The organism is Paraburkholderia sp. MM5482-R2 (assembly GCF_050436125.1).
Taxonomy (GTDB): Bacteria; Pseudomonadota; Gammaproteobacteria; order Burkholderiales; family Burkholderiaceae; genus Paraburkholderia; species Paraburkholderia tuberum.
The window spans coordinates 2698293-2710426 of record NZ_JBNDLP010000002.1 but is presented as its reverse complement, the minus strand read 5'-3'; the positions used below and the strand labels follow the sequence as shown (position 1 = coordinate 2710426).

Annotated in this window: 11 protein-coding genes; 10 read left to right on the top strand and 1 reads right to left on the bottom strand. The window is 63.7% G+C overall.

The window, feature by feature from the left end:
* Window positions 1-20: 20 nt before the first annotated feature.
* Window positions 21-830: a type I methionyl aminopeptidase gene (gene map, locus OKW37_RS15320; RefSeq protein ID WP_184056903.1), complete on the bottom strand. Its 810-nt coding sequence runs from the start codon at window positions 828-830 to the stop codon at window positions 21-23.
* Between the two features lie 555 nt (window positions 831-1385).
* On the opposite strand from map, the gene rpsB reads away from it, so the two are divergent.
* The 10 genes from rpsB to OKW37_RS15270 all read left to right on the top strand — a co-directional run bounded on the left by rpsB (window position 1386) and on the right by OKW37_RS15270 (window position 12088).
* A complete protein-coding gene (gene rpsB, locus OKW37_RS15315; protein ID WP_013089705.1) occupies window positions 1386-2138 on the top strand; it encodes a 30S ribosomal protein S2 in 753 nt (250 codons plus the stop codon).
* A gap of 217 nt (window positions 2139-2355) precedes the next feature.
* Entirely contained in the window at window positions 2356-3237 is an 882-nt protein-coding gene (gene tsf / locus OKW37_RS15310) for a translation elongation factor Ts (protein WP_090800589.1), read from the top strand.
* Between the two features lie 222 nt (window positions 3238-3459).
* Window positions 3460-4173, top strand: a complete 714-nt coding sequence (gene pyrH, locus OKW37_RS15305) for a UMP kinase (protein WP_090800588.1) — start codon at window positions 3460-3462, stop codon at window positions 4171-4173.
* Between the two features lie 97 nt (window positions 4174-4270).
* On the top strand, window positions 4271-4831 hold the full coding sequence (gene frr, locus OKW37_RS15300; protein WP_090800586.1) for a ribosome recycling factor: 561 nt from the start codon (window positions 4271-4273) through the stop codon (window positions 4829-4831).
* 62 nt (window positions 4832-4893) lie between these two features.
* Window positions 4894-5673, top strand: coding sequence for a polyprenyl diphosphate synthase (uppS, locus tag OKW37_RS15295; RefSeq protein ID WP_090800585.1), 780 nt, complete (start codon window positions 4894-4896; stop codon window positions 5671-5673).
* On the top strand, window positions 5667-6488 hold the full coding sequence (locus OKW37_RS15290; RefSeq protein WP_184056901.1) for a phosphatidate cytidylyltransferase: 822 nt from the start codon (window positions 5667-5669) through the stop codon (window positions 6486-6488). Before uppS ends, OKW37_RS15290 begins: the two co-directional genes overlap by 7 nt.
* A 10-nt stretch (window positions 6489-6498) precedes the next feature.
* Window positions 6499-7704, top strand: a complete 1206-nt coding sequence (locus tag OKW37_RS15285; protein WP_429405571.1) for a 1-deoxy-D-xylulose-5-phosphate reductoisomerase — start codon at window positions 6499-6501, stop codon at window positions 7702-7704.
* A 7-nt stretch (window positions 7705-7711) separates the two neighbouring features.
* Window positions 7712-9106, top strand: a complete 1395-nt coding sequence (rseP, locus tag OKW37_RS15280) for an RIP metalloprotease RseP (protein WP_018417653.1) — start codon at window positions 7712-7714, stop codon at window positions 9104-9106.
* A 67-nt stretch (window positions 9107-9173) separates the two neighbouring features.
* Window positions 9174-11477 (top strand): outer membrane protein assembly factor BamA, encoded by a 2304-nt coding sequence (gene bamA, locus OKW37_RS15275; RefSeq protein WP_184056894.1) that lies wholly within the window; start codon window positions 9174-9176, stop codon window positions 11475-11477.
* 89 nt (window positions 11478-11566) lie between these two features.
* Window positions 11567-12088 (top strand): OmpH family outer membrane protein, encoded by a 522-nt coding sequence (locus tag OKW37_RS15270; protein WP_026225318.1) that lies wholly within the window; start codon window positions 11567-11569, stop codon window positions 12086-12088.
* Window positions 12089-12134: the final 46 nt, after the last annotated feature.

The following is a 12134-nucleotide window of genomic DNA, read 5'->3' as shown; positions in this document are numbered from 1 at the left end:
GGCGGTGTGGTCGGAATCGGTCAGGCCGTGGCCGCGACCACGGGCGGACGCGCCGGCGTGCCGGCCGACACGGTCAGCACGTCGTGACCGGTCTCGGTGACGAGCACCGTGTGCTCCCACTGCGCGGACAGGCTGCGGTCCTTGGTCTTGACGGTCCACTGGTCGGGCATCGTGCGGATGTCACGGCGGCCGGCGTTGATCATCGGCTCGATCGTGAAGATCATACCGGCCTGCAGTTCGAACCCGGTGCCGGGGCGACCGTAGTGCAGGATCTGCGGATCTTCGTGGAATACGGTGCCGATGCCGTGTCCGCAATATTCGCGCACCACGCTGTAGCCGAGGCCTTCGGCGTGCTTCTGGATCGCATAGCCGATGTCGCCGAGATGCGCGCCGGGTCGCACCTGGTCGATGCCGAGCCACATGCATTCGAAAGTGGCTTGCACGAGGCGCTTTGCCATGATCGACCCTTCGCCGACGATGAACATGCGGCTCGTGTCGCCGAAATAGCCGTCCTTGATCACGGTGATGTCGATGTTCAGCGCGTCGCCGGTTTTGAGTGCCTTGTCGCCCGGAATGCCGTGGCAGATCACGTCGTTGACGGAAATGCAGGTGGCTTTCGGGTAGGGCGGGTAGCCGGGCGGCTGGTAATTCAGCGGCGCGGGGACCGTGCCCTGGTCCTTCAGCATGTATTCGTGACACAGACGGTCGAGCTCGCCAGTGGTGACGCCGGCCTTGACGAACGGCGTGATGTAGTCGAGCACTTCGCTCGCGAGCCGGCAGGCGACGCGCATCTTCGCGATATCGTCTTCGTTTTTGATGGTGATAGCCATGGTTTCCTCGGAAGCCTTGCTGGATAAGGCTTGCTGGGTGTTGCGGTGGCCGGGCGGAGGGGCGTCTGCCGGGCACGGAATGCCGGTCGATCCTTAATGCCCCCCGCGCGTGGCGGAATCGAGCCATTTTACAGCAGTGGGGGCCGGGTCGTTGCGCTGGATCGGGCGGCAATGGGCGAAAAGCGCCAGAATCGGCAAATTGGCGGCTCAAAGGACGCCAGGCCGGGCTTCGGTCCCGGCGGCGCGGTCCCGTGCGTAGGACCACCGGCCGGTGGTCGGGCCGGTTGAGTCAGCCGGTCCTCGCGTGCTATACTCTTTGGCTAAGTCGGTCCTAGTCCGCTTTCATTCGCGAGTCCGCAAATTCGCGCATGGCAGCTGGGCGGAGCGGCTTCTCGCGGCACTCCGGTTGTTGGGTGTCGTGAGTGAGAGAAAGTCGTGTCAGGCAACCAATTCGCAAGCCGGCGCACCCAGGGTGTCGTCGCGTTCCAGCCAAGGTAGAGGCGGGCGCGGCCGATACGGCAGCCGGTTTAAGACCCAACCCTCGTGGAGAATTTCATGGCAGTTACGATGCGTCAAATGCTGGAAGCAGGTGTCCACTTCGGTCACCAGACCCGCTTCTGGAACCCGAAGATGGCCCCCTTCATTTTCGGTCATCGCAACAAGATTCACATCATCAACCTCGAAAAGACGCTGCCGATGTACAACGACGCGCTGAAGTACGCGCGTCAGCTGGCATCGAACCGCGGCACGATCCTGTTCGTCGGTACGAAGCGTCAATCGCGTGACACGATCGCCCAGGAAGCGCAGCGCGCGGGTATGCCGTTCGTGAACGCGCGCTGGCTCGGCGGCATGCTGACCAACTTCAAGACGCTGAAGGTTTCGATCAAGCGCCTGAAGGACATGGAGGCGGCGCTGGAAGCCGGTGAAACCGAGCGCATGAGCAAGAAGGAAGCGCTTCTGTTCGAACGTGAAATGGCCAAGCTGCAGAAGTCGATCGGCGGCGTGAAGGACATGGGCGGCATTCCGGACGCGATCTTCGTGGTTGACGTCGGCTACCACAAGATTGCCGTGACCGAAGCAAACAAGCTCGGCATTCCGGTCATCGCCGTGGTCGATACGAACCACTCGCCGGAAGGTGTGGACTACGTGATCCCGGGTAACGACGACGCCAGCAAGGCCGTCGCCCTGTACGCGGCTGGCGTGGCCGATGCGATCCTCGAAGGCCGTGCCAACGCGGTCAACGAAGTGGTCCAGGCTGCGCGTGGCGGCGACGGCGACGAGTTCGTCGAGGTCAACCCGGAAGCGTAAGGCTGCCCAGTGTCCGGCATAAAAGGGGGCTTTCTACAGGCCCCCTTTTTTTAAGTCGCGATGTCTATGACAGTTGTTGTAACGGGCATCTGGCAGAGTGCTCGAGGCGACGCGGGCGCGTCGCTCGCAAAAAATGCGCGAAAACGCTGAAACGAATTCCTGCCGCCGGCATCGAAATGCGGGCGGCGTGTGACAGACAGAACTCAAGGAGCAAATGATGGCGGCAATTACCGCAAGCATGGTTGCAGAACTGCGCGCGAAGACCGACGCGCCGATGATGGAATGCAAGAAGGCGCTGACGGAAGCCGACGGCGATCTGGCGCGCGCTGAAGAACTGCTGCGCGTGAAGCTCGGCAACAAGGCGAGCAAGGCGGCATCGCGCGTGACGGCCGAAGGCGTCGTCGCATCGTTCATCAACGGCAACGCTGGTTCGCTCGTCGAGCTGAACTGCGAAACCGACTTCGTCTCGAAGAACGACGACTTCCTCGCGTTCTCGAAGAAGATCGCCGAACTCGTCGCGACGCAAAACCCGGCTGACGTCGCGGCACTGTCGGCCCTGCCGCTCGACGGCCAAACCGTCGACGCAGTGCGCCTCGCGCTGGTCGGCAAGATCGGCGAAAACCTGTCGATCCGCCGTTTCGTGCGCTTCGACACCGCGAACAAGCTGGCGGCGTACCTGCACGGCACGCGCATCGGTGTGCTGGTTGAGTACACCGGCGCGGACGAACAGGTCGGCAAGGACGTGGCGATGCACATCGCTGCGATGAAGCCGGTCTCGCTGTCGTCGGACGACGTGCCGGCGGACCTGATCGCCAAGGAACGCAGCATCGCTGAACAGAAGGCCGCCGAATCGGGCAAGCCGGCTGAAATCGTTGCCAAGATGGTCGACGGCACCGTGCAGAAGTACCTGAAGGAAGTGTCGCTGCTGAACCAGACGTTCGTGAAGAACGACAAGCAGACGATCGAGCAGATGCTGAAGGCGGGCAACTCGAGCGTGCAGAAGTTCGCGCTGTTCGTGGTCGGCGAAGGCATCGAGAAGAAGCAGGACGACTTCGCAGCGGAAGTGGCCGCCCAGGTCGCTGCTGCAAAGCAACAATAAGCGTTACCCAAGCTTCACCGCCGTACCGTTTGGACCCGCGGCGAGGCAAGACCTCGCCGCGGTCGGCGGCGCCGCAAGGCCGCGCACGAGTTGACCCTCGCCGCGCGGCCGCCGCTGGCGAACCTCAGGGTTCGCCAATTTGGCGGTGCTTGCCCGAATCAGCATTTCACCCCTACATTAGTCCCTTGTTGTTGCCCTGTTCTGCGCGATCTGGATACCCCTATGCCCACTGCCTATAAACGCGTCCTGCTCAAACTCTCCGGTGAAGCTCTGATGGGCGACGATGCCTTCGGCATCAATCGCGGAACCATCGAACGAATGGTGGCGGACGTGGCCGAAGTGGTCCGTCTCGGAACGCAACTGGCCGTGGTGATCGGCGGCGGCAATATTTTTCGCGGCGTCGCGGGCGGTGCGGCGGGTATGGACCGCGCAACGGCCGACTACATGGGTATGCTCGCCACGATGATGAACGCGCTGGCGCTGCAGGACGCGATGCGTCACGCCGGCATCGAGGCGCGCGTGCAATCGGCGCTGCGCATGGACCAGGTCGTCGAGCCGTACATCCGGCCCCGCGCGATCCGCCAGCTCGAGGAAGGCAAGGTCGTGATCTTCGCGGCCGGCACCGGCAACCCGTTCTTCACGACCGACACGGCCGCTGCATTGCGCGGCGCGGAAATCGGCGCGGAAGTGGTGCTGAAGGCGACCAAGGTGGACGGCGTCTATTCGGCCGATCCGAAGAAGGATTCGAGCGCGACCCGCTACAGCACGATCAGCTTCGACGAGGCAATCGGCCGCAATCTGCAGGTGATGGACGCGACGGCTTTCGCTCTGTGCCGCGACCAGAAGCTGCCGATCCGCGTGTTTTCGATCGTCAAACCCGGTGCGCTCAAGCGCATCGTGCTAGGTGAGGACGAGGGCACCCTCGTCCACGTGTAAACTTCGTTTACATTACGTGGGCTTTGACGCGAGCCCGGGCCGCCGCATCGCGCGTGCCGGGCGGCTCGCACCGTTTTGAAGGTTCGGAGGTTTAAAAATGTCTGTGGCTGATATCAGGAAGGGCGCTGAACAGAAGATGCAGCGCTCCATCGACGCGTTCAGGAACGACCTGTCGAAGATCCGCACGGGCCGTGCGCACACGGGCCTGCTCGATCATATCCAGTGCGACTACTATGGCTCGCCGGTGCCGATTTCGCAGGTCGCGAACCTGACGCTGATCGACGCGCGCACGATCGGCGTGCAGCCGTGGGAAAAGAAGATGGTCCAGGTCGTCGAAAAGGCGATCCGCGAGTCGGATCTCGGTCTGAACCCAGCTACCCATGGCGATGTGATCCGCGTACCGATGCCCGCGTTGACCGAAGAGCGTCGCCGCGAGCTGACCAAGGTCGTTCGCAGCGAAGCCGAAACGGCCAAGGTGGCCGTGCGCAACCTGCGCCGCGACGCCAACGAGCAACTGAAGAAGCTCGTCAAGGACAAGGAAATCTCGGAAGACGACGAGCGTCGTGCCGGTGACGACGTCCAGAAGCTGACGGACAAGTTCGTCGCCGAAATCGACAAGCTCGTCACAACGAAAGAAGCCGAGATCATGACGGTCTGACGCCGTTCGGCTCAGCACCTTCTGATTTCCACTTCTTTACTGGCATTACTGTCCCGACGGCCATGACCTATACCAGCTCAACCGTGCGCGTGCCTGAAGTCGCCGCGGTGCCGCGACATATCGCGATCATCATGGATGGCAACGGCCGTTGGGCCACGCAGCGGCGTCTGCCCCGCGTGGCGGGCCATACGCGCGGCGTCGACGCGGTGCGGGCGGCCGTCGAGGCGTGCGCGCGGCGGGGTGTCGAATATCTGACGCTATTCGCGTTCAGCTCGGAGAACTGGCGCCGTCCGAACGAGGAGGTATCGTTCCTGATGCGCCTGTTCGTCACCGCGCTCGAGCGCGAGATCGGCAAGCTGCACGCGAACGGGATCCGTTTGCGCGTGGTCGGCGATCTCGAGCGTTTCGACGACAAGATCCGCGATCTGATCAAGCGCGCGGAAACCAAGACCGCGCGCAACACCCGTCTCACGCTGACCATCGCCGCGAACTACGGCGGGCGCTGGGACATCATGCAGGCCGCCCGCAAGCTCGTCGAGCAAGCGGCGGCGGGCAAGCCGGTCGAGGTCAACGAGGACGCGTTCGCCGAGCACCTGTCGATGGCCTACGCACCCGAGCCGGACCTGTTCATCCGCACCGGCGGCGAGCGCCGCGTCAGCAACTTCCTGCTGTGGCAGCTTGCCTACACCGAGTTCTATTTCACCGACACGTTCTGGCCGGATTTCGACGCCGACGCGCTCGGTCACGCCATCGCTTCGTACACGGAGCGGGAACGCCGCTTCGGCCGCACCAGTGCTCAGCTCGAGCCGCAATCGCAGAACGTCGATTCGCTTCCATGCTAAAAACCCGTGTCATCACGGCGATCGTGTTGCTGGCAGTGTTCCTGCCTGTCACGCTGTTCGCGCCTGTCGGCGCATTCGGCGCGCTGATCGCTTTCGTCGTCGTGTTCGCCGCGTGGGAGTGGGCGCGCCTGCTGAAGCTCGGTGGCGCGGGTCCGGTGCTGTACGCGCTCGTCGCGGCACTCGGACTCGTCACCAGTACGCGGGTGGGCATCGGCACCGAGCCTGCGCGGCCGTTCTTCCAGGCGGCGGCGATTTTCTGGGTGATCGCCGGTCCATTCGTGCTGCTGCGCAAGCCCGTGCTCGCGCAGGGCGCGTGGCGCGCGTTTCTGTTTCTTGCCGGAATCGTCGGTTTCATCGCGTGCTGGCATGCTCTCGTCGCCGCGCGCATGCAGGGTGTGCCGTTCGTGCTGTCGCTGCTGCTATTGGTATGGCTCGCCGATATCGGCGCATACTTCTCCGGGAAGGCATTTGGCAAGCACAAGCTGGCGCCAGCGATTAGTCCGGGTAAAACCTGGGAGGGGGCGATCGGCGGCTGGCTGCTGGTCATGATCGTCGCGGCCGCGGCGATCTTTTTGCACGCGTTCGAGCCGACCCTGTATTCTGCGCTGCTGGCGCAACTGGGTGCGCTGCGCACGGTGCTCGCGCTGACCCTGCTGGTGGTTTTCAGCGTGGTCGGTGATCTGTTCGAATCGCTGATGAAACGTCAGGCCGGCGTCAAAGACTCGAGCGGCCTGTTGCCGGGGCACGGCGGCGTGCTCGATCGCATCGACGCGTTGTTGCCGGTGCTGCCGCTCGCCATGCTGCTGCTCGGCTAGAGAAAGAGATATGCAAAAACGTCTGACATTGCTCGGTTCTACGGGCTCGATTGGAGACAGTACGCTCGACGTGGTCGCGCGTCATCCCGAGCGGTTTTCGATTTACGCGCTGAGCGCGCATCGCAACGGCGACAAGCTCGTCGGGCAATGCCTGCGGTTCGCGCCCGAAGTGGCGGTGGTCGGCGACGCCGACACGGCCGCGAAGGTCGCCGCGAAGCTGCGCGAAGCGGGCAGCAAGACCGAGGTCACGTACGGGCCGCAGGCGCTCGTCGACGTCGCGAAGAGCGAGGGCTGCGACACGGTGGTCGCGGCGATCGTCGGCGCGGCCGGTCTCGCGCCGAGCCTTGCCGCGGCGCGCGCCGGCAAGCGCATCCTGCTCGCGAACAAGGAAGCGCTGGTGATGTCCGGCGCGATCTTCATGGACGCGGTGCGCGACCACGGCGCGGTGCTGCTGCCGGTCGACAGCGAACACAACGCGATTTTCCAATGCCTGCCGCGTGAAGCGTCGCTGCATGGCGGCGTTTCAAAGATCATCCTGACCGCATCGGGCGGCCCGTTCCGCACGCGCGAACCGGCCACGCTCGTCGACGTGACGCCTGATGAAGCCTGCAAGCATCCGAACTGGGTGATGGGCCGCAAGATCTCGGTCGACTCGGCCACGATGATGAACAAGGGCCTCGAAGTGATCGAGGCGCACTGGCTATTCAACCTGCCCGGCGAGCGCATCGAGGTGCTGATCCATCCGCAGAGCGTGATTCATTCGCTGGTGTCGTACGCGGACGGTTCGGTGCTCGCGCAGCTCGGCAACCCCGACATGCGCACGCCGATCGCGCACGCGCTCGCGTTTCCGGATCGCGTCGATTCCGGGGTCGCGCAGCTCGATCTCGCGGAGATCGCGTCGCTGTCGTTCGAAAAACCCGACTACGCGCGCTTCCCGTGCCTCGCGCTCGCCATGAAGGCGCTTGCGGAAGGCGGCATCGCGAGCGCGGCGTTGAACGCCGCGAACGAGATCGCGGTGGAGGCATTTCTCGCGCGCCGCATCGGCTTCATGGCGATTGCCGAGGCGGTCGACTCCGTGCTGAACGCGTTGCCGAACCGCAGCGCGCACGCGCTCGACGACGTCATCGAAGCGGACGCCGCCGCGCGCCGAGCTGCTACCGAATTCATCGCGCGTCTGCCTGACGGCGCCCGTCGCACGGAACGCGCCGTCCAGTGAGGCGTTTATGAATCTGCTGATCGAACTGCTCGCTTTCGCGGTTGCGATTGGCGTACTCGTGGTAGTCCACGAGTACGGGCACTACAGCGTCGCGCGTCTGTGCGGCGTGAAGGTGCTGCGCTTCTCGATCGGCTTCGGCAAGCCGCTCGTTCAGTGGGTCAGTCCGAAGACGGGCACCGAGTGGACGATTGCCGCGCTGCCGCTCGGCGGCTACGTGAAGATGCTCGACGAGCGCGAGACCGGCCCCGGTTCGATTCCCGAAGCGGATCTGCCGCATGCGTTCAACCGCCAGTCGGTGTGGCGGCGCTTCGCGATCGTCGCGGCCGGTCCGGTCGCGAATTTCCTGCTCGCGATCGTGCTGTTCGCGCTCGTGTTCGCAACTGGCGTGACCGAACCGGCCGCCGTGATCGCGACACCCGCGCCGAACACGCCGGCCGCGCTGGCGGGCTTCGAAGGCGGCGAGACCATCGTCGGTGTGCGCACCGGCCATAGCGATGAGACCGAGCCGGTGCGGTCGTGGTCGGATCTGCGCTGGAAGCTGCTCGGCGCCGCGTTCGATCAGCAGCGCATCGTGCTCAGTGCAAAAGACGCGCACGGCACGTCCGATTTTCCGATGGACCTGCGCGGCCTCGGCGAGAAAGACGTCGACGACGATCTGATGTCACGCCTCGGCTTCGAGCCCGGCGGCGGCAAGCTGACGGTGGCGGGCGTGCAGGCGGGCAGCGCCGCGCAAAAGGCGGGGCTCGTCGCCGGCGACCGGCTGCGCGCGATCAACGGCACGCCGACCGATAATGCCTCGGCCTTCATCGCTTTTGTAAAATCGCACGCCGGCGTGCCGGTCACGCTGCGGGTGGAGCGCGGGGGCCGTGGCGGTCATGCGGCGGGCGCGCTCGAAGAAATCACCATCGTGCCGCAACTGCAGCGCGATGCGGCGAGCGGGCAGCAGATCGGCCGCATCGGCGCAGAGCTGGCGACCCAGGTGCCGTCGATCGACGTGCGCTACGGGCCGCTCGAGAGCCTCCACCTCGGCGCGCGCCGTACCTGGGATCTCGCGGTGTACTCGGTCAGGATGTTCGGCCGGATGATCGTCGGCGAGGCGTCGCTGAAGAATCTGTCCGGTCCGGTGACGATCGCCGACTACGCGGGAAAGAGCGCACGTCTGGGTCCTGCCGCGTTTCTGTCGTTCCTGGCCCTTGTCAGCATTAGCCTCGGCGTGCTGAACCTGCTACCAATTCCGGTATTGGATGGGGGTCATCTGTTATATTATTTGGTTGAAGCTGTGACCGGTAAAGTTGTCTCCGATCGCTGGCAACTCGTTTTTCAGAGGGCGGGGCTTGCCTGCATCGTCGCGTTGTCGGCGATTGCGCTGTTCAACGATCTGGCTCGTTTAATCCATTTTTAAAGTGTCCGGCGGCGTTCACGAGGGCGGCCGCCAGGCCTGATGCAGCTATACATACTGGGGAAGCACGTTGTTCAAACCTCATCGCTTTGGTCCAAAGACGGTTGTAGCCGCGGCGTTCGCCGCGCATGGGCTGGTTGCTCACGCAACGACGCCCTTCGTGGTGCAAGACATTCGCATTGAGGGATTGCAACGCGTCGAACCGGGCACGGTGTTCGCGTACCTGCCCATCAAGCAAGGCGATACCTTTTCCGACGACAAGGCGTCCGAAGCGATTCGCGCGCTGTACGCGACGGGCTTCTTCAACGACGTCAAGATCGCGACCGAAGGCAACGTGGTGATCGTGCAGGTGCAAGAGCGCCCGGCCATCGGCACGATCGACTTCGCCGGTATCCACGAGTTCGACAAGGACAACCTGATCAAGGCGCTGCGCGCGGTCGGGCTGTCGCAAGGTCGCTACTACGACAAGGCCCTCGTCGACAAGGCCGAGCAGGAACTGAAGCGCCAGTATCTGACGCGCGGTTTTTACGCGGCCGAAGTCACCACGACGATCACGCCGATCGACCGCAACCGCGTCGGCATCCTGTTCTCGGTGGCCGAAGGTCCGAGCGCGAAGATCCGTCAGATCAACTTCATCGGCAACAAGACATTCAGCACCGGCACGTTGCGCGACGAAATGCAGCTGTCCACGCCGAACTGGTTCTCGTGGTACACGAAGAACGACCTGTACGCGAAAGACAAGCTCACCGGCGACCTCGAGAACGTCCGCTCGTACTACCTGAACCGCGGCTATCTCGAGTTCAGCATCGAATCGACCCAGGTGTCGATTTCGCCGGACAAGAAGGACATGTACCTGACGGTCACGCTGCATGAAGGTCAGCCGTACACGATTTCGAACATCCGCCTCGCCGGCAATCTGCTCGACCGCGAAGCGGAACTGAAGAAGCTGATCAAGATCAAGCCGGGCGACCGCTTCTCGGCCGAAAAGCTGCAGGCCACCACGAAGGCGATCGTCGACAAGCTCGGCGAGTACGGCTACGCGTTCGCGACCGTCAATGCACAGCCGCAGATCGACCAGAACAACCACACCGTCGACCTGACGCTTCAGGTCGACCCGAGCCGTCGCGTGTACGTGCGGCGCATCAACGTGGTCGGCAACACGCGCACGCGCGACGAAGTGGTGCGCCGCGAGATGCGCCAGCTCGAAAGCTCGTGGTTCGATTCGAACCGCCTCGCGCTGTCGAAGGACCGTATCAACCGTCTCGGCTACTTCACCGACGTCGACGTGACCACGGTGCCGGTCGAAGGCACGCCCGACCAGGTCGACATCGACGTGAAGGTCGCCGAAAAGCCGACCGGCGCGATCACGCTTGGCGCGGGCTTCTCATCGACGGACAAGGTGGTGCTGTCGGCGGGTATCTCGCAGGACAACGTGTTCGGCTCCGGCACGAGCCTCTCGGTGAACATCAATACCGCGAAGACGTACCGTACGCTGACGGTCACGCAGGTCGACCCGTACTTCACCGTGGACGGCATCAAGCGGATCACCGACGTCTACTACCGCACGTACCAGCCGCTGTACTATTCGACCGATTCGAGCTTCAAGATCGTCACGATTGGCGGTGACCTGAAGTTCGGCATTCCGTTCTCCGAAGTCGACACGGTGTTTTTCGGCGTCGGTTTCGAGCAGAACCAGCTCGACATCGACTCGAATACGCCGCAAAGCTATATCGACTACGTGAACCAGTTCGGCCGCGTGTCGAACAACGTACCGCTGACGGTCGGTTGGTCGCGCGACGCGCGTGACAGCGCGCTGGTGCCGAGCCGCGGCTACTTCACGCAGGCGAACGCCGAGTACGGCACGCCGATCGGGGGCACGCAGTACTACAAGGCCGACATCAACGCGCAGTACTATTACTCGTTCGCGCGTGGCTTCGTGCTGGGCTTCAACTTCCAGGGCGGCTACGGTAACGGCCTCGGCGGCAAGCCTTATCCGATCTTCAAGAACTACTTCGCCGGCGGTATCGGTTCGGTGCGCGGCTACGAGCCGAGCTCGCTCGGTCCGCGAGACGCGAAGACCAACGACCCGATCGGCGGCTCGAAGCTGCTCGTCGGCAATATCGAGCTCACGTTCCCGCTGCCGGGCACGGGCTACGATCGCACGCTGCGTGTGTTCACGTTCCTCGACGCCGGTAACGTGTGGGGAACGGAAGGTAACAGCATCGGCGCAAATGGCCTGCGTTACGGCTACGGTGTGGGTCTCGCGTGGATCTCGCCGATCGGCCCGCTCAAGTTGAGCCTTGGCTTCCCGCTCACGAAGCACACTGGCGACCAGTACCAGAAGTTCCAGTTCCAGATCGGGACGGCGTTCTGATCGGGCGGCGGGTGTTCCCGGCGGCCGGCGTTGCCGGCGGCCGGCTGCGGCGGCGGACCCGGCCAAACTACAGTATCGAGAGGATGACTTTGCTAACCGGTATGTTTTCGAAACGTGTAGCGTGCGCATTGGCGCTGGCAATGACCCTCGGGGTCGGCATGGCGCACGCGCAGGAGGCGAGGATCGCCGCGGTGAATTCCGACCGCATCCTGCGCGAATCGGCGGCGGCGAAAGCCGCGCAGCTGAAGCTCGAGGCCGAATTCGCGAAGCGGGACAAGGATCTCGCCGACATGGCGCAAAAGCTCAAGTCGATGTCCGATGCACTCGACAAGAATGGCGCGACAATGTCGGCGACCGATCGCGCGCAAAAGCAGCGCGACCTGTCGCAGCTCGACTCGGACTTCCAACGCAAGCAGCGTGAGTTCCGCGAAGACCTGAACCAGCGCCGCAACGAGGAACTCGCGGCAGTGCTCGATCGCGCGAACAAGGTCATCAAGCAGATCGCCGAAACGCAGCACTACGATCTGATCGTCCAGGAAGCGGTGTACGTGAGCCCGCGCATCGATATCACCGACCAGGTGCTGAAGGCACTTGCGGCATCGGGCAACTGAGGGCAACTAAGGGCAATGAGGGCGACTGAGGGCGACTGAGGGCGGC

Coding starts and splice junctions, on each gene's coding strand:
- uppS (WP_090800585.1), top strand. CDS start 4,894: ATGACCTATACCAGCTCAACCGTGCGCGTGCCTGAAGTCGCCGCGGTG.
- OKW37_RS15285 (WP_429405571.1), top strand. CDS start 6,499: ATGCAAAAACGTCTGACATTGCTCGGTTCTACGGGCTCGATTGGAGAC.
- frr (WP_090800586.1), top strand. CDS start 4,271: ATGTCTGTGGCTGATATCAGGAAGGGCGCTGAACAGAAGATGCAGCGC.
- rpsB (WP_013089705.1), top strand. CDS start 1,386: ATGGCAGTTACGATGCGTCAAATGCTGGAAGCAGGTGTCCACTTCGGT.
- pyrH (WP_090800588.1), top strand. CDS start 3,460: ATGCCCACTGCCTATAAACGCGTCCTGCTCAAACTCTCCGGTGAAGCT.
- map (WP_184056903.1), bottom strand. CDS start 830: ATGGCTATCACCATCAAAAACGAAGACGATATCGCGAAGATGCGCGTC.
- tsf (WP_090800589.1), top strand. CDS start 2,356: ATGGCGGCAATTACCGCAAGCATGGTTGCAGAACTGCGCGCGAAGACC.
- rseP (WP_018417653.1), top strand. CDS start 7,712: ATGAATCTGCTGATCGAACTGCTCGCTTTCGCGGTTGCGATTGGCGTA.
- OKW37_RS15290 (WP_184056901.1), top strand. CDS start 5,667: ATGCTAAAAACCCGTGTCATCACGGCGATCGTGTTGCTGGCAGTGTTC.